The organism is Enterobacter cloacae complex sp. IR5441, assembly GCF_049238215.1.
In the GTDB taxonomy this organism is placed as follows: Bacteria; Pseudomonadota; Gammaproteobacteria; order Enterobacterales; family Enterobacteriaceae; genus Enterobacter; species Enterobacter hormaechei_C.
The window spans coordinates 1-15301 of record NZ_JBMKIA010000039.1; the positions used below are offsets into that span (position 1 = coordinate 1).

General features: G+C 56.2%; 18 protein-coding genes and 1 pseudogene. 13 read left to right on the top strand and 6 right to left on the bottom strand.

Annotation, left to right across the window (positions count from 1 at the left end):
* Positions 1-116 precede the first annotated feature (116 nt).
* The 4 genes and pseudogenes from ulaC to ACOTX5_RS23255 form a co-directional block, all read left to right on the top strand.
* Positions 117-503 (top strand): annotated as a pseudogene (ulaC, locus tag ACOTX5_RS23240) (PTS ascorbate transporter subunit IIA); the annotation flags it as partial.
* Positions 504-515: 12 nt separating this feature from the next.
* Positions 516-1166 (top strand): 3-keto-L-gulonate-6-phosphate decarboxylase UlaD, encoded by a 651-nt coding sequence (gene ulaD / locus ACOTX5_RS23245; RefSeq protein ID WP_017694667.1) that lies wholly within the window; start codon positions 516-518, stop codon positions 1164-1166.
* A 9-nt stretch (positions 1167-1175) separates the two neighbouring features.
* Positions 1176-2036 carry an L-ribulose-5-phosphate 3-epimerase gene (locus ACOTX5_RS23250; protein ID WP_015572478.1) on the top strand — a complete coding sequence of 287 codons (861 nt, stop codon included), beginning with the start codon at positions 1176-1178 and terminating at the stop codon, positions 2034-2036.
* On the top strand, positions 2029-2715 hold the full coding sequence (locus ACOTX5_RS23255) for an L-ribulose-5-phosphate 4-epimerase (protein WP_017383945.1): 687 nt from the start codon (positions 2029-2031) through the stop codon (positions 2713-2715). Before ACOTX5_RS23250 ends, ACOTX5_RS23255 begins: the two co-directional genes overlap by 8 nt.
* Before the next feature lie 135 nt (positions 2716-2850).
* On the opposite strand, the gene yjfY is transcribed toward ACOTX5_RS23255, so the two are convergent.
* On the bottom strand, positions 2851-3126 hold the full coding sequence (gene yjfY / locus ACOTX5_RS23260; RefSeq protein WP_017383944.1) for a DUF1471 family protein YjfY: 276 nt from the start codon (positions 3124-3126) through the stop codon (positions 2851-2853).
* A 340-nt stretch (positions 3127-3466) separates the two neighbouring features.
* On the opposite strand from yjfY, the gene rpsF reads away from it, so the two are divergent.
* The 5 genes from rpsF (at position 3467) to ACOTX5_RS23285 (ending at position 5988) form a co-directional block, all read left to right on the top strand.
* Positions 3467-3862, top strand: a complete 396-nt coding sequence (rpsF, locus tag ACOTX5_RS23265; protein WP_003856034.1) for a 30S ribosomal protein S6 — start codon at positions 3467-3469, stop codon at positions 3860-3862.
* A 6-nt stretch (positions 3863-3868) separates the two neighbouring features.
* On the top strand, positions 3869-4183 hold the full coding sequence (gene priB / locus ACOTX5_RS23270; protein WP_003856035.1) for a primosomal replication protein N: 315 nt from the start codon (positions 3869-3871) through the stop codon (positions 4181-4183).
* A gap of 4 nt (positions 4184-4187) precedes the next feature.
* Positions 4188-4415: a 30S ribosomal protein S18 gene (rpsR, locus tag ACOTX5_RS23275; RefSeq protein WP_000135199.1), complete on the top strand. Its 228-nt coding sequence runs from the start codon at positions 4188-4190 to the stop codon at positions 4413-4415.
* A 41-nt stretch (positions 4416-4456) separates the two neighbouring features.
* Entirely contained in the window at positions 4457-4906 is a 450-nt protein-coding gene (gene rplI, locus ACOTX5_RS23280; RefSeq protein WP_006810372.1) for a 50S ribosomal protein L9, read from the top strand.
* A 152-nt stretch (positions 4907-5058) separates the two neighbouring features.
* Positions 5059-5988 (top strand): DMT family transporter, encoded by a 930-nt coding sequence (locus ACOTX5_RS23285; RefSeq protein ID WP_045911359.1) that lies wholly within the window; start codon positions 5059-5061, stop codon positions 5986-5988.
* 46 nt (positions 5989-6034) lie between these two features.
* Here the strand turns inward: ACOTX5_RS23285 and ACOTX5_RS23290 are convergent, their stop codons facing one another.
* On the bottom strand, positions 6035-6673 hold the full coding sequence (locus ACOTX5_RS23290; RefSeq protein ID WP_045911360.1) for an OapA family protein: 639 nt from the start codon (positions 6671-6673) through the stop codon (positions 6035-6037).
* Positions 6674-6904: 231 nt separating this feature from the next.
* Here ACOTX5_RS23290 and fklB point away from each other — a divergent pair, with 231 nt between their 5' ends.
* Both fklB and cycA read left to right on the top strand, forming a co-directional pair.
* Positions 6905-7525: an FKBP-type peptidyl-prolyl cis-trans isomerase gene (fklB, locus tag ACOTX5_RS23295; protein ID WP_008502892.1), complete on the top strand. Its 621-nt coding sequence runs from the start codon at positions 6905-6907 to the stop codon at positions 7523-7525.
* A gap of 314 nt (positions 7526-7839) precedes the next feature.
* Positions 7840-9249, top strand: coding sequence for a D-serine/D-alanine/glycine transporter (gene cycA, locus ACOTX5_RS23300; protein WP_045911361.1), 1410 nt, complete (start codon positions 7840-7842; stop codon positions 9247-9249).
* A gap of 86 nt (positions 9250-9335) precedes the next feature.
* Here cycA and ytfE read toward each other — a convergent pair whose 3' ends face one another.
* Positions 9336-9998 carry an iron-sulfur cluster repair protein YtfE gene (gene ytfE / locus ACOTX5_RS23305; RefSeq protein ID WP_045911362.1) on the bottom strand — a complete coding sequence of 221 codons (663 nt, stop codon included), beginning with the start codon at positions 9996-9998 and terminating at the stop codon, positions 9336-9338.
* Between the two features lie 245 nt (positions 9999-10243).
* On the opposite strand from ytfE, the gene ACOTX5_RS23310 reads away from it, so the two are divergent.
* Positions 10244-11893, top strand: a complete 1650-nt coding sequence (locus tag ACOTX5_RS23310) for a methyl-accepting chemotaxis protein (protein ID WP_003856047.1) — start codon at positions 10244-10246, stop codon at positions 11891-11893.
* 79 nt (positions 11894-11972) lie between these two features.
* Here ACOTX5_RS23310 and ACOTX5_RS23315 read toward each other — a convergent pair whose 3' ends face one another.
* The 3 genes from ACOTX5_RS23315 to ACOTX5_RS23325 form a co-directional block, all read right to left on the bottom strand.
* Positions 11973-12938: a DMT family transporter gene (locus ACOTX5_RS23315; protein ID WP_017383939.1), complete on the bottom strand. Its 966-nt coding sequence runs from the start codon at positions 12936-12938 to the stop codon at positions 11973-11975.
* A gap of 75 nt (positions 12939-13013) precedes the next feature.
* Complete coding sequence (locus tag ACOTX5_RS23320; protein ID WP_045141840.1) at positions 13014-13838, bottom strand: AraC family transcriptional regulator; 825 nt, start codon at positions 13836-13838, stop codon at positions 13014-13016.
* Positions 13839-13919: 81 nt separating this feature from the next.
* Positions 13920-14768 carry an SDR family oxidoreductase gene (locus tag ACOTX5_RS23325; RefSeq protein ID WP_017383937.1) on the bottom strand — a complete coding sequence of 283 codons (849 nt, stop codon included), beginning with the start codon at positions 14766-14768 and terminating at the stop codon, positions 13920-13922.
* Positions 14769-14852: 84 nt separating this feature from the next.
* On the opposite strand from ACOTX5_RS23325, the gene ACOTX5_RS23330 reads away from it, so the two are divergent.
* Entirely contained in the window at positions 14853-15239 is a 387-nt protein-coding gene (locus tag ACOTX5_RS23330) for a winged helix-turn-helix transcriptional regulator (RefSeq protein WP_045911364.1), read from the top strand.
* Positions 15240-15301: the final 62 nt, after the last annotated feature.

Genomic DNA, 15301 nt, shown 5'->3' on the forward strand with positions numbered 1-15301 from the left:
CGCACATCTTGTTGTCTGATTATTGATTTTTCGCGAAACCATTTGATCATATGACAAGATGTGTATCCACCTTAACTTAATGATTTTTACCAAAATCATTAGGGGATTCATCAGAGCTGAGCGTGGATCTGCTGGTTAAGGCGGACATTGTCGAGCCGCGTTATTACCAGGCCATTCTGGATGGCGTGGCGCAGTTTGGACCCTATTTTGTGATTGCCCCGGGGCTGGCAATGCCGCATGGCCGTCCCGAAGAGGGCGTCAAGAAAACCGGTTTTGCGCTGGTGACGTTGAAAAAACCACTGGTGTTCAACCACGAAGATAACGACCCGGTCGACATTCTGATCACCATGGCGGCTGTCGATGCCAACACCCACCAGGAGGTGGGGATCATGCAGATCGTCAATCTGTTTGATGATGAAGCTAATTTTGACCGTTTACGCGCCTGTCGTACCGCGCAGGACGTGCTGGATTTAATTGATAACGCCACTGCGGCGGCCGTTTAAGAGGAATTGAAAATGTCATTACCAATGTTGCAGGTCGCGCTGGATAACCAGACTCTGTCTCACGCTTACGAAACCACCCGTCTGATTGCGGAAGAAGTGGACATCATCGAAGTCGGCACCATTCTGTGCGTGGGCGAAGGCGTTCGTGCGGTTCGTGACCTGAAGGCGCTCTATCCGCATAAAATCGTGCTGGCGGATGCCAAAATCGCCGACGCGGGCAAAATCCTCTCTCGCATGTGCTTTGAAGCCAACGCCGACTGGGTCACCGTGATCTGCTGTGCGGATATCAACACCGCGAAAGGCGCGCTGGACGTGGCGAAAGAGTTCAACGGCGACGTGCAGATTGAACTGACTGGTTTCTGGACCTGGGAGCAGGCGCAGGAGTGGCGCGAAGCGGGTATCCAGCAGGTGGTTTATCACCGTAGCCGTGATGCGCAGGCCGCAGGCGTGGCGTGGGGCGAAGCCGATATCAGCGCGATCAAACGTCTGGCCGATATGGGCTTCAAAGTGACCGTCACCGGTGGCCTGGCGCTGGAGGATCTGCCGCTGTTCCAGGGTATCCCGATTCACGTCTTTATTGCCGGTCGTAGCATTCGTGATGCTGCGTCTCCGGTGGAAGCGGCGCGTCAGTTCAAACGCTCAATCGCTCAGCTTTGGGGTTAAGGAGCGGGTATGTTGTCAAAACAGGTCCCGCTTGGCATCTATGAAAAGGCACTCCCTGCGGGGGAGTGCTGGCTGGAGCGGTTGCAGCTGGCGAAGCAGCTGGGTTTCGATTTTGTCGAAATGTCTGTGGATGAGACGGACGAGCGTCTTTCTCGCCTGGACTGGCGCCGCGACCAGCGTCTGGCGCTGGTGAGCGCCATTGCCGAAACCGGCGTGCGCGTGCCATCCATGTGCCTGAGCGCTCATCGTCGTTTTCCGCTTGGCAGCGAAGATGATGCTGTACGCGCCGAAGGGCTGGAGATCATGCGTAAAGCCATTCGCTTTGCACAGGATGTCGGCATCCGCGTGATCCAACTGGCGGGTTACGATGTTTACTATCAGGAAGCCAACGATGAAACGCGCCGTCGTTTCCGGGAGGGCCTGAAAGAGAGCGTTGAGATGGCAAGCCGTGCGCAGGTGACGCTGGCGATGGAGATCATGGATTATCCGTTGATGAACTCCATCAGCAAGGCGCTGGGCTATGCGCACTATCTGAACAACCCATGGTTCCAGCTTTATCCGGATATCGGAAACCTGTCGGCATGGGATAACGATGTACAGATGGAGCTTCAGGCGGGCATCGGGCATATCGTGGCGGTGCACGTTAAAGATACCCGTCCTGGCGTGTTTAAAAACGTACCGTTCGGCACCGGGGTGGTGGATTTCGAACGGTGCTTCCAGACGCTCAAACAGACAGGTTATTGCGGGCCTTACCTGATTGAGATGTGGAGCGAAACCGCGGACGACCCGGCGGCAGAAGTGGCGAAAGCCCGGGACTGGGTGCGCGAGCGCATGGCGCGGGCAGGGCTGATGGAGGCGGAACATGCTTAAGCTGAAACAGCAGGTCTTTGAAGCCAATATGGATCTCCCGCGCTATGGACTGGTGACGTTTACCTGGGGCAACGTAAGCGCCATCGATCGCGAGCAGGGGCTAGTGGTGATTAAGCCGAGCGGCGTGGCCTATGACGCCATGAAAGCGGACGATATGGTGGTGGTTGACCTGGAAGGACACGTCGTTGAAGGCAAATGGCGCCCTTCTTCAGATACGGCAACCCACCTGGCGCTGTATCAGCGTTACCCGTCTCTGGGTGGCGTTGTGCATACCCATTCCACGCACGCCACCGCCTGGGCACAGGCCGGGCTGGCGATCCCTGCTTTGGGTACGACGCACGCAGATTACTTCTTCGGCGATATTCCCTGCACGCGAGCGTTAACGCAGGCTGAGGTCGAAGGCGAGTACGAACTTAACACCGGCAGGGTCATTATCGAAACGCTGGGTGAGACGGAACCACTGCATACGCCGGGTATTGTGGTGTACCAGCATGGTCCGTTCTCCTGGGGTAAAGATGCGCATGACGCCGTGCATAACGCGGTGGTGATGGAAGAGGTGGCCAGAATGGCGTGGATTGCGCGCGGCATTAACCCACAGCTTCAGGGCATTGATGATTACCTGATGAACAAGCATTTCATGCGTAAGCATGGCCCGAATGCTTATTACGGGCAGAAGTGAATAAGTGCTCTGGAATACCGAAACAGTTGTAACCGGTGGTATTCCGGAGCCATTCATAAAAAAAGCCCCCGGGCAGGGGGCAAATTATATATGGCTTTGATTTTCGTTGGCTTTCCTGGTGCTAGCGATGTAGCGTTACTGGTAAATATCTGCACTGGCGTGCATATTACCGTTGCTGCCGGGCTCACGTGTCAGCATGACGTGATAGTATTTTGCGCCCTGCGCATCGGTTTCTTCATTAAGCGCCTGATCTGCTTCACTTTCAGTGGCGAAGTTATGATTGATGTAAATAACGCCTAAGCTCTGCACATCATCCATGTTTCTGGCCTGTTGGCTGTCTATTCTGATGGCTGCCATCGCGTTTGCACTGAGCAAAAGCGCAGCCAAAATGGCGATTGCGATTCTTTTCATGATATGCGCTCCACGACTGCGTGCTGTGATACGGGGTAATGTTCTCCTTCTCTGTTCAGTGTCTCTGATTAAAGTGTAATCGCTACCCGGGTTGCGATGGATGACCATTTCTGATGGTGTTGTTCAAAAAAACAGCGCTTCTGATGAGTGCGATTTTAAATCACCCACTTAGAACAGCTTTACCCTTTGTGCGAATTATTTGTGCAATCAGCTTGAGTTTCCTGGGGGGCGCAAGTATTATGACGCGTCAATTTTTCAGCCGACCTTTAACACGTTCCTTGCCTCCCCGGGCCTCGGCTGACCCAGACAGGAGGCTGAATAATCCGTAAGGAGCAATTCGATGCGTCATTACGAAATCGTTTTTATGGTCCACCCTGACCAGAGCGAACAGGTTCCGGGCATGATCGAGCGTTACTCTGCTGCCATCACTGGTGCAGAAGGCACGATCCACCGTCTGGAAGACTGGGGCCGCCGTCAGCTGGCTTACCCGATCAACAAACTGCACAAAGCACACTACGTTCTGATGAACGTTGAAGCTCCGCAGGAAGTGATCGATGAGCTGGAAACTACCTTCCGCTTCAACGATGCCGTTATCCGCAGCATGGTTATGCGTACCAAACACGCAGTGACCGAAGCATCTCCGATGGTTAAAGCGAAAGACGAGCGCCGTGAGCGTCGCGATGATTTCGCAAACGAAACCGCAGATGATTCTGATGCTGGGGATTCTGAAGAGTAATTTCTGATGACCAACCGTCTGGTGTTGTCCGGCACCGTGTGCAGGACCCCCCTTCGAAAGGTCAGCCCATCAGGAATTCCGCATTGCCAGTTCGTGCTTGAGCATCGTTCTGTGCAAGAGGAAGCCGGGTTTCACCGGCAGGCGTGGTGCCAAATGCCCGTGATTATTAGCGGACACGAAAACCAGGCCATTACTCACAGTTTAACGGTCGGTAGCGCAGTAATCGTTCAGGGGTTCATTTCTTGCCACAAGGCAAAGAACGGCCTGAGCAAAATGGTTCTGCATGCCGAGCAGATTGATTTGATAGATTCTGGAGACTAGCCATATGGCACGTTATTTCCGTCGTCGCAAGTTCTGCCGTTTCACCGCGGAAGGCGTTCAAGAGATCGACTATAAAGATATCGCAACGCTGAAAAACTACATCACCGAAAGCGGTAAGATTGTCCCAAGCCGTATCACCGGTACTCGTGCAAAATATCAGCGTCAGCTGGCTCGCGCTATCAAACGCGCTCGCTACCTGTCTCTGCTGCCGTACACTGATCGTCATCAGTAATCGGGCACGGTCCATTAATACGACTTTAAGAGGATAAGGTAATGCAAGTTATTCTGCTTGATAAAGTAGCAAACCTGGGCAGCCTGGGTGATCAGGTAAACGTTAAAGCGGGTTACGCTCGTAACTTCCTGGTTCCACAGGGTAAAGCTGTTCCAGCTACTAAGAAAAACGTAGAGTTTTTCGAAGCACGTCGTGCTGAACTGGAAGCCAAACTGGCTGACGTTCTGGCGGCTGCTAACGCTCGCGCTGAAGCAATCAACGCACTGGGCACCGTTACTATCGCGTCTAAAGCTGGCGACGAAGGTAAACTGTTCGGTTCCATCGGTACCCGCGATATCGCTGATGCAGTTACTGCGGCAGGCGTTAAAGTGGCTAAGAGCGAAGTTCGTATGCCGAACGGCGTTCTGCGTACCACTGGTGAGCACGAAGTTGACTTCCAGGTTCACAGCGAAGTGTTCGCTAAACTGGTTGTTAACGTAGTAGCTGAGTAATTTTTTACTCTGCTCGCGTCGAAGCGCCGGCCTTGTGCCGGCGTTTTGCTTTTTAGCGTGACCCTGCGTCATCTTTTGCTCTTGTAAGGTCGCTATTCCTGACGCATTCTCTGATAATAAATTGAAACGCAATTTTATTTATGAGATTTGTCATGGATACTGCTCTGCCCACGCCCGTCTTTGCCCGTCGCAATGTGGCCTATGCCTGCGCCACGCTCTGCTGTCTGCTTTGGGGAAGCTCGTACCCGGCCATTAAAAGTGGCTACGAACTCTTTCAGATCGCGACCGATGATATCCCCTCCAAAGTCGTCTTTGCCGGATACCGTTTTCTGTTTGCTGGCGCGTTGCTGCTGCTTTTTGCCCTGGCCCAGCGAAAACCGATTGGCAGGCTCACGCCCACGCAGTTTGGCCAGCTCACGATCCTCGGACTGACCCAGACCTCCCTCCAGTACACCTTCTTTTATATCGGCCTGGCCTACACGACCGGGGTGAACGGCTCCATCATGAATGCCACCGGGACCTTCTTCAGCGTGCTGCTGGCGCACTTTATCTACCACAACGACAAACTCAGCTATAACAAAACGCTGGGATGTGTTCTGGGCTTTGCCGGGGTTATGCTGGTGAACTTCCACAGCGGGTTAAGTGAGTTCCAGTTTGTCTGGAAAGGTGACGGATTTGTGGTGCTGGCCGCCTTAATTCTCTCTGCGGCCACGCTTTACGGGAAACGCATTTCCCAGACCGTTGACCCGACGGTGATGACTGGCTGGCAGCTGGGGATAGGCGGGGCGGCACTGGTTGCGGGAGGCTATGCCACGGGCGGGACGCTGGAGGTGCACAGCATGAAAGCCGTCGCCGTGCTGGGGTATCTGACGCTGCTCTCATCCGTGGCGTTCGCCCTGTGGAGCGCGCTGCTGAAAGTAAACCGCGTGAGTATGATTGCCCCGTTCAACTTTGTCATACCTGTAGCAGGGACGGTGCTCTCCGCCATCTTCCTCGGCGAAAACATTCTGGACATCAAATACGCGATTGCGCTGGTGCTGGTCTGCTCGGGGATCTGGTGGGTGAATAAACGGCGTGCCTGAGAACAAAAGTGCCGGGTGGCGGCATCGCCTTACCCGGCCTGGGCCATTAACGTGCTCTGATGAAACTGCCGTCCGGCTGACGGGTAAACAGTACCTGCTGCCCGTTTCCGGTATCGATCGTTAACCCGGTCACCACCCCGCTGGCATTCTGGCGGATCTGCACCATCTGACCATTTTGCAGGTTGCTGAGCGGTTTGCCTGCCCCCTCGACTTGCGCCATGGCATACACATCCGTTGCTGGCAGATTGTGGTCGCGGAACAGCTGGGCAAGAGTTTTCCCAGGCTCTACGCGATACGAACGCCACTGCTGCTCAATGCCGGTGGGCTGTTGCGCCTGTGGCTCTGAAGGGACGGCGGCCTGCTCCTGATCTTCCTGAACCGGTTCAGGTTCAACCGGCGCAACCTGGCCCGGATCGTTAGACGGTGTGACCAGCTGCGTCTGCATCGGCTGTGAATCAGGCTGCGGCTGGCTTTGCGACTGGATATCCAGCTCAGCATTCCGGCTGACCGGCGCGGTATCAACGTTGTCACTGCCGGAAGGAAGCAGGAAGCCGATGACGATCAGCAACGCGCCGATAATAATGCCTCTGCGGTGCAAAGGCGGCAGCGGGTCCATGATGCGAAAGTTATCCGGCGCATGCCAGATTTTCGCCAGGGTAGGTTTCAGTTCAAATCGCCCGGGCATGGCTCTCCTCCTGCTCCGCGTCTTTTTATCCTGTCCTGAGAAGTGTAGTTTGCTAACTGCCTGATGGGCGTAACAAAGCCAGCTTTCGTGACATATATTAGGGAAAATCCTGACGGCTACTATTGTTTCCGTTTCGTCGCAGTTTGTCACCTTTACTTAAGACAAAGTTTTACCCATAAGGGCATGGCTGATATGCTGCCCGCTACTTTAAATGTGATGGAAGGAAAACCCATGACCACCCCGACTTTTGACACTATCGAAGCGCAGGCAAGCTACGGCATCGGCTTGCAGGTAGGACAGCAGCTGAGCGAATCCGGCCTGGAAGGTCTGTTACCGGAAGCGCTGGTGGCGGGTATCGCTGACGCGCTGGAAGGCAAGCAGCCCGCTGTGCCGGTTGACGTTGTGCACCGTGCGCTGCGTGAAATCCACGAACGTGCTGACGCCGTACGTCGCGCGCGTTTCGAAGAGATGGCGGCAGAAGGCGTGAAATATCTGGAAGAGAACCGTGAGCGTGAAGGCGTGAACAGCACCGAGTCCGGCTTGCAGTTCCGCGTAATCAATCAGGGTGATGGCGCAATCCCGGCGCGTACCGACCACGTTCGCGTACACTACACCGGTAAGCTGATCGACGGTACCGTGTTCGACAGCTCCGTCGCGCGTGGCGAACCGGCTGAATTCCCGGTCAACGGCGTTATCGCAGGCTGGATCGAAGCCCTGACCCTGATGCCAGTAGGTTCCAAATGGGAACTCACTATCCCGCACAACCTGGCTTACGGCGAGCGTGGCGCTGGCGCGTCCATTCCGCCATTCAGCACCCTGGTGTTTGAAGTCGAGCTGCTGGAAATCCTGTAATCGGTTTTTCTTATTTTCCTCTCTCCGATCGGGGAGAGGAAAATAGCGATAAAACCCGGAGTTACGACGAAATCAACATTTTGTATTGCAAACGAAACTGTTACGTGTATTTTTGTGAGCTGTTTCGCGCTGTATGAGTGATATGACACTCACTTTCAACATATTATTAACATAATATTCAAATCATAGTATTCATCCCGCCGATTCTTACCTACTATCGATTAGTCCTTACACAGGGTCCGTCATTTATTTGGCGTATATAAAGGCCAGAAGAGCCTTAACAACACAGACAGGCATAAACAGGAAAATATCACATGGTAGATCAGGTCAAAGTCGCCGCCGCAGAAGAGGCGACGTCTGAACAGTCGCTACGGCGAAATCTCACGAACCGTCACATTCAGCTTATTGCCATTGGTGGAGCCATCGGCACCGGGCTGTTTATGGGCTCGGGCAAAACCATCAGTCTTGCCGGCCCGTCGATCATCTTCGTTTATATGATCATCGGTTTTATGCTCTTTTTCGTGATGCGTGCAATGGGTGAATTGCTGCTCTCGAATCTCGAATACAAATCCTTCAGCGACTTCGCGTCAGACCTGCTCGGCCCGTGGGCGGGCTATTTTACCGGCTGGACCTACTGGTTCTGCTGGGTGGTTACCGGCATGGCGGATGTTGTCGCTATTACGGCCTACGCCCAATTCTGGTTCCCCGGCCTGTCGGACTGGGTGGCTTCGCTGGCGGTGATTGTTCTGCTGCTGAGCCTGAACCTCGCCACCGTTAAAATGTTCGGTGAGATGGAGTTCTGGTTCGCGATGATCAAAATCGTCGCCATCATCGCGCTGATTGTCGTCGGGCTGGTGATGGTGCTGACGCACTTCCAGTCGCCAACCGGCGTACAGGCCTCGTTTGCCCATCTGTGGAATGACGGCGGCTGGTTCCCGAAAGGTATCAGCGGCTTCTTTGCCGGCTTCCAGATTGCGGTGTTTGCGTTTGTCGGGATTGAGCTGGTCGGTACCACGGCGGCGGAAACCAAAGATCCGGAGAAATCCCTGCCGCGCGCGATCAACTCCATTCCGCTGCGTATCATCATGTTCTACGTGTGCGCGCTGATCGTCATTATGTCCGTGACGCCATGGAGCTCGGTGGTGCCAACCAAGAGCCCGTTCGTCGAGCTGTTCGTGCTGGTGGGGCTGCCTGCTGCCGCGAGCCTGATTAACTTTGTGGTGCTGACCTCTGCGGCCTCTTCCGCGAACAGCGGCGTCTTCTCCACCAGCCGTATGCTGTTCGGCCTGGCGCAGGAGGGCGTTGCTCCGAGCGCGTTTGCCAAACTGTCTAAACGCGCGGTACCGGCGAAAGGGCTGACCTTCTCCTGCATCTGTCTGCTGGGTGGTGTGGTGATGCTCTACGTCAACCCGAGCGTAATCGGCGCGTTCACCATGATCACCACGGTGTCGGCGATCCTGTTTATGTTCGTCTGGACCATCATCCTCTGCTCGTACCTGGTGTACCGCAAGCAGCGTCCACACCTGCACGAGAAGTCGATCTACAAGATGCCGCTGGGCAAGCTGATGTGCTGGGTGTGCATGGCGTTCTTCGTCTTCGTGCTGGTGCTGCTGACGCTGGAAGAAGATACCCGACAGGCGCTGATGGTCACGCCGCTGTGGTTTATCGCGCTGGGGCTTGGCTGGCTATTTATCGGTAAGAAACGTATGGCGGGCATGCGCTAAGCATGTTGCCGGGTGGCGCTGACGCTTACCCGGCCTACGTTCGCGGATGTTGTAGGCCCGGTAAGCGCTAGCGCCACCGGGCTTTTTTATTTACCCGATAATGCACGCGGGAACAGAACGTTATTCTCAAGACTAATGTGTTCCATCAGATCGTCGATCATCTCGTTAATGCCGTTGTACATGGCTTTCCAGGTGGTGCACGCTTCTGGCGGCGGTGTGACGTTGTTGGTGGTGTGTTTGATCACTTCCAGCAGTTCGCCGGCGTCATCATGTTCGCTTTCCATCACGCTGATGGGCCCCATTGCCTGGCTGCCCATGCCCTGTTTGATCATCGGGAAGAGGATCTGCTCCTCTTTCATCATGTGGCTGGAAAGTTCTTCGTGCAGCATGGTCAGGTATTTCGCCAGGCCGCGCGGTACGGAAGGTTTATCGGAATGAACGCGTTCAACTTTGGTCGCCTGTAAAATCAGCTCCGGCAGCTGCTCGCGGTGACGGTCGTGGTAACGCACAATGATGTGGTCGATGATTTCAGCCAGCGGCGCGGTGCGCCAGTCTTTGTCGACAGGCTGTTCAGCCAGCTGAGCCAGCTCCGCTTCGATAGCCTCCACATCCAGCTCTTTACGCGACGCTGCGCGCGCCAGCGTTTGCTTACCACCGCAGCAGTAATCCATATCGTATTTACGGAACAGCGCAGAAGCGCGAGGGATGGAGAGCGCCAGCTCGCCTAAGGGTTGGTCGCGGAAGGCCATAACAGTTACCTCATCATCAGGAATATAAGATGTATTTTAAATGCATCTTTAGGTGGATACTATAACCCTTTAGAGGCAAGGGTGAAAATGAGAAGGGGATCACAAAAAAAGCGTGCTTTTAACTTGCTGATTGAATGCAGAAAAGGGCTTTCGAAAGTTTTTAAAGGTGGAGAAACAGTAAACAACCTGCCGCACGTGCCGATAGATACAGGTCAGACAATACCTGTATATAAAAAAGGCAACGCATGTTTAAACGTATAAAAGTCATTACTCTTTTGATTTCGGTGCTGCTTGTGCTCGGCATCATGCAGCTGATCTCCGCTGGCATTTTCATTAACGCACTCAATAACGATAAAGAGAACTTCACCGTTTCTCAGCTTTCCAGCCAGAACGTCGCGGAGTTTACCGACGCCTGGATCAGCCTGAACCAGGCGCGCGTCACTCTCAACCGCGGTATGCTGCGCCTGCAAAGCAGCATGGCGTCGCAGATTAACGGCGGGCAGCTGAACGAGCTGGTCAATACCGCGAAAAACCTGCTGGCCGATGCCCAGACCCATTACGATAAATACTACGCGCTGCCGGAAACGCCGGGTATGGACGAGCACCTGGCCGATCGTCTGGAAGAGCAATACCGCGTCTACTCCGCCACGCTGACGCAAATGAACGTTCTGCTGGGGCAGGGCAATCTGGAAGATATGTTCAAACAAAATGCCGAACAGAAGCAGACCGCGATGCAAAAGGTTTATCGCGAGTGGCGTGAGGCGCAGGCCGCGCTGACCGCCAAAGGTATCCAGGACAATGAAAGCGACTACAAACGCATTCTGTGGATCCTTTCTGCGGTGATGCTGCTGGTGATCGCGGTGATTATTTCCAGCTGGATTGCGATGCGCCGTGTGCTGCTGCTGCCGCTGGAAGAGGTGATCAACCATATCCGCGCCATTGCCGCAGGGGATTTAACCCAGCCGATTCAGGCTGAGGGTAAAAATGAAATGGCGATCCTGGCGCGCAACGTTCAGGAGATGCAGACTGCGCTGGCCAACACGGTGGGCGTGGTGCGTGAAGGCGCAGATACCATCTACACCGGCGCGGGTGAAATCTCGGCGGGCAGCAACGATCTCTCCTCTCGTACCGAGCAACAGGCCGCTTCTCTGGAAGAGACGGCAGCCAGCATGGAACAGTTAACCGCCACCGTGAAGCAAAACGCCGATAACGCGCGTCAGGCGTCGCGTCTGGCGCTGGACGCCTCCTCCACCGCGAAGAAGGGCGGTAACGTGGTCGAGGGCGTTGTGCGCACCATGGACGAAATCGCCACCAGTTCCAGCAAAATCGCGCAAATTACTAACGTGATCGACGGCATTGCTTTCCAGACCAATATTCTGGCGCTGAACGCGGCGGTAGAAGCGGCGCGCGCGGGCGAGCAGGGACGTGGCTTCGCGGTTGTCGCGGGCGAGGTGCGTACCCTTGCCCAGCGCAGCGCACAGGCGGCGAAAGAGATCAAAGCGCTGATCGATGATTCCGGCGAACGCGTCAACGCGGGTTCTCAGCTGGTAAATGAAGCGGGCGCGACGATGGCGGAGATCGTCAATGCGGTTACGCGCGTGACGGACATCATGGGTGAGATTGCGTCGGCCTCCGACGAACAGAGCCGCGGTATCGACCAGGTGGGTCAGGCGGTGGCGGAGATGGATCGCGTCACCCAGCAGAACGCCTCGCTGGTGGAAGAGTCTGCGGCGGCAGCGGCGGCGCTGGAAGATCAGGCTGCACGCCTGAACGACGCGGTGGCGGTGTTTAAGATCACCCGTAACCAGGCGGTGAAAGCCGCGCCGGTAAAGACCTATGCACCTAAAGCACAGCCCGTCGCGGCGGCGTCTGAAGCGAACTGGGAAACGTTCTGATACTGTGCCGGGTGGCGCTGACGCTTACCCGGCCTACGGTTTGTAGGCCCTGCAAGCGAAGCGCCGCTGGGCGAAAAGCTCACCCCTCCGACGCCGGAACGACCATCGGTTTTTCCGGCTTCGCTCTCACCGCAATCACCACCCCAACGACCAGCAGCGCGATCCCGCAGGCCGTTAGCAGCGGCGGCACGCTCTGACGCATCAGGAAGGTATAGAGCAGCCCTGCCAGCGTCTCAAAGACAATCAGCGGCCCCAGTATCACCGTCGGCAGCTTCTGGCTGGCAATGTTCCAGCACAGCGCGCCCACCCACGAACAGAGCACGGCAATGGCGACCATTAACCCGACGAATACCCACGGGCGCGGTCCGAAGGGCAGGGTAAATGCCGGTTGCTGGCTACCCAGCCAGACACACGCGCCCACATAGCCCAGCAACGAGACAGGGAGGGTGACCAGCGCCTGCGCCGTCGCCCACATCATCGGATGTTTATCCGGGTTTTCCCGCAGCCAGCGTGCGTTGCGCAGGGCATACCAGGCCCAACAGACAACCGAGATAAACGCCAGAAAGATCCCTGAACCGTAACGCCACAAGCTGAAGTTTTCGAGGCCGTGGCGAAGCTCGGCAATATTCACGCACACCAGCCCCACGGCAATGCAGACCAGCGCCGGCGCCATTTTTGACCACGCCAGTTTGCCGTCACGCTGGCTGTAAAGCAGGTTCGCGAAAACCGGGATGACCACCGGCAGCGTGCCGATAATCATGGTGGACACCGGCGCACCGGTGCGCTGAATGGCGCTCGCCAGACAGACGTAGTAGATCAGATTACCCATCATGGTCAGCGCCAGCGCGGTGAGCCAGTCCTGGCGGCCCAGCTGACGCAGACGCGCGCGCCCCAGCCATGCCAGCGGCACGGCAATCAGCCCCAGCGCCAGGTAACGTCCGGTCGACTGCAAAATTGCCGGGTACTCCGGCACAATCAGCGGGCCGACAAAAATCAGCCCCCACATCAAACCCGCAAGCAGGGCATACAACACGCCGCTAATCATTTTTCCATCCATCTTGATTCACTTTGCGATCAGTGTAGGAGGGCAAAACGCGCGCGTATTGTATGAGGTTGCGCATTAGCGCGGCATAACCTGTTTCTGGTAGCGCACGGGCGTGATGCCGTAGCGACGGGTGAAGGCGCGGGTTAAATGCGACTGATCGGTCAGCCCGGTCGCGGCGGCCACCTCGGCGGCAGGCATGCCGTGGGTGAGGAATGCTTTTGCGCGCCACAGGCGGATGGCCATCAGCATCTGGTGGGGCGTAACGTGGAAATGGGCTTTGAACTGGCGCTGAAAATGGTACGGGCTGAGCGAGACAACGTTAGCCAGCTCGTCCAGGGTCAGCGAGCGCATATAGTTGTCGTGCAGATAGTCGCGAACGCGTTCGAAGCGGTGCGCGGCCTCCTGCACCACCGGCGCATGATGGGCCAGTGGCTGAAAAGTCTGAATCAAATCCAGTAGCAGCCCCTTCTGCGCCAGCGGATCGTTGGTGTGCCACAGGCCGTAAATTAACCGGCCAATCTGCCGCGAGCGCAAAGGGTCGTGGCGCGTGACGTCATTAAACCACCAGTGACGCAGGCCGGTGACCTCTTCCAGCAGGTCGGGTTCGATGTAGACCATTCGGTAGCGCCAGCCGCCTTCGGTGGCGGATTCCCCTGTGTGGATCTCGTCCGGGTTCATGGTCACGACGGATTTTTCCGCGGCAAGATGCTGGGTACCGCGATAGCGGAAGCGTTCGGCACCGGTTTCGATGGTGCCGATACCGAAGGCTTCATGAGTGTGAGGCTCAAAGGCGTAGTCAGAGATATGGGCGTGATAAAGCTCCAGGCCCGGCAACTGCGCCAGATGGCGAAAGCGCGCGCTGTCTCTCTCATCAGTGAACTGTTCCGGTACGCCTTGCACGGTGAGCCTCCTTGTGGGTCATCGCTTCATTATCAGAGATGACCCGAGGGGATGCCACAAAAAATAACCAATTTTTAACAACTACAGGATGGCTTTGACGCTTTCCGCCAGTGATGTGGTTGGGCGGCCGATCAGTTTGCTCAGGGTACGGCTGTCGTCGAACAGGCCGCCTTTGGACGCGCCGGTGTCGGAGTCCGCCAGCATCTCCGCCAGCCCGGCAGGCAGACCAACGCCTTTCAGCGCAGCGGCGAAATCGGCTTCGCTGAGGTTCTGATACGTTACCGGCTTACCGCTCTGCTTGCTCAGTTCCGCAGCCAGTTCGCTCAGCGTCCAGGCATTATCACCCGCCAGTTCATACACCTTGCCGGCATGACCCTCTTCAGAAATCACTTTCGCTGCCGCCGCCGCGTAATCCGCACGGGTCGCAGAGGCAATTTTGCCTTCGCCTGCGGCACCCATAAATACGCCGTGTTCCAGCGCTGGCGGCGCGCTTGCCAGGTAGTTTTCGGTGTACCAGCCGTTGCGCAGCAGAGCGTAAGGCACGCCGGAGGCCGCCAGGGCATTTTCGGTTTCGACGTGCTCAACGTGCAGACCCAGCGGAGATTTGTCAGCATGCAGCAGGCTGGTATAGGCGATGAATTTCACCCCGGCGGCTTTGGCGGCGTTTATCACGTTCTGGTGCTGTACGGCACGCTGGCCCACTTCGCTGGAGGAGATGAGCAGCAGTTTATCCACGCCGTTCAGCGCGGTGGTAAATGCGGCTTCATCGGTGTAATCCGCCTGACGCACAACGACCCCTTGCTGACGCAACGCTTCGGCTTTCGCCGGGTTACGCACAATAGCCACGATCTGGCTGGCCGGAACGGTTTTCAGCAGTTCTTCAATAACGTGTTGGCCAAGCTGGCCGGTTGCGCCGGTAATCGCGATCATGATGAATCTCCTTCGTGTTTGTCTGGTGTTGTGGCACACTATCACCATAACTAACTTTTAGTAAGTACGTACAAAAAGGTAAGTATGAAAACAACAATACCAACGCTCAGCGAGCAAATGCGCGATGGCAACCTCTTTGCGGAACAGTGCCCGTCACGGGAGGTGCTCAAACACGTAACCAGCCGCTGGGGCGTGCTGATCCTGGTGGCGTTACGTCAGGGGACGCATCGCTTCAGCGATCTGCGCCGCAAGATGGGCGGCGTCAGCGAGAAGATGCTGGCTCAGTCTTTACAGGCGCTGGAACATGACGGGTTTGTCGATCGCGTGTCGTATCCGGTCGTGCCGCCGCATGTGGAGTATAGCCTGACGCCGCTGGGGCGGGAGGTAAGCGAGAAGGTGGCCGCGCTGGCCGACTGGATTGAGGTCAATACGCCGCAGGTGTTGGCGAATAGGGACGAGCGTGCGGCGTGAAATGCCGGGTAGCGCTTGCGCTTACCCGGCCTACGGGATTGAGGATTGCGGGTAGGCCGGGT

Coding starts and splice junctions, on each gene's coding strand:
- rplI (WP_006810372.1), top strand. CDS start 4,457: ATGCAAGTTATTCTGCTTGATAAAGTAGCAAACCTGGGCAGCCTGGGT.
- ACOTX5_RS23250 (WP_015572478.1), top strand. CDS start 1,176: ATGTTGTCAAAACAGGTCCCGCTTGGCATCTATGAAAAGGCACTCCCT.
- ytfE (WP_045911362.1), bottom strand. CDS start 9,998: ATGGCCTTCCGCGACCAACCCTTAGGCGAGCTGGCGCTCTCCATCCCT.
- ACOTX5_RS23315 (WP_017383939.1), bottom strand. CDS start 12,938: ATGATTAGCGGCGTGTTGTATGCCCTGCTTGCGGGTTTGATGTGGGGG.
- ACOTX5_RS23255 (WP_017383945.1), top strand. CDS start 2,029: ATGCTTAAGCTGAAACAGCAGGTCTTTGAAGCCAATATGGATCTCCCG.
- ulaD (WP_017694667.1), top strand. CDS start 516: ATGTCATTACCAATGTTGCAGGTCGCGCTGGATAACCAGACTCTGTCT.
- ACOTX5_RS23285 (WP_045911359.1), top strand. CDS start 5,059: ATGGATACTGCTCTGCCCACGCCCGTCTTTGCCCGTCGCAATGTGGCC.
- priB (WP_003856035.1), top strand. CDS start 3,869: ATGACCAACCGTCTGGTGTTGTCCGGCACCGTGTGCAGGACCCCCCTT.
- rpsF (WP_003856034.1), top strand. CDS start 3,467: ATGCGTCATTACGAAATCGTTTTTATGGTCCACCCTGACCAGAGCGAA.
- ACOTX5_RS23310 (WP_003856047.1), top strand. CDS start 10,244: ATGTTTAAACGTATAAAAGTCATTACTCTTTTGATTTCGGTGCTGCTT.
- fklB (WP_008502892.1), top strand. CDS start 6,905: ATGACCACCCCGACTTTTGACACTATCGAAGCGCAGGCAAGCTACGGC.
- ACOTX5_RS23330 (WP_045911364.1), top strand. CDS start 14,853: ATGAAAACAACAATACCAACGCTCAGCGAGCAAATGCGCGATGGCAAC.
- rpsR (WP_000135199.1), top strand. CDS start 4,188: ATGGCACGTTATTTCCGTCGTCGCAAGTTCTGCCGTTTCACCGCGGAA.
- ACOTX5_RS23290 (WP_045911360.1), bottom strand. CDS start 6,673: ATGCCCGGGCGATTTGAACTGAAACCTACCCTGGCGAAAATCTGGCAT.
- cycA (WP_045911361.1), top strand. CDS start 7,840: ATGGTAGATCAGGTCAAAGTCGCCGCCGCAGAAGAGGCGACGTCTGAA.
- ACOTX5_RS23325 (WP_017383937.1), bottom strand. CDS start 14,768: ATGATCGCGATTACCGGCGCAACCGGCCAGCTTGGCCAACACGTTATT.
- yjfY (WP_017383944.1), bottom strand. CDS start 3,126: ATGAAAAGAATCGCAATCGCCATTTTGGCTGCGCTTTTGCTCAGTGCA.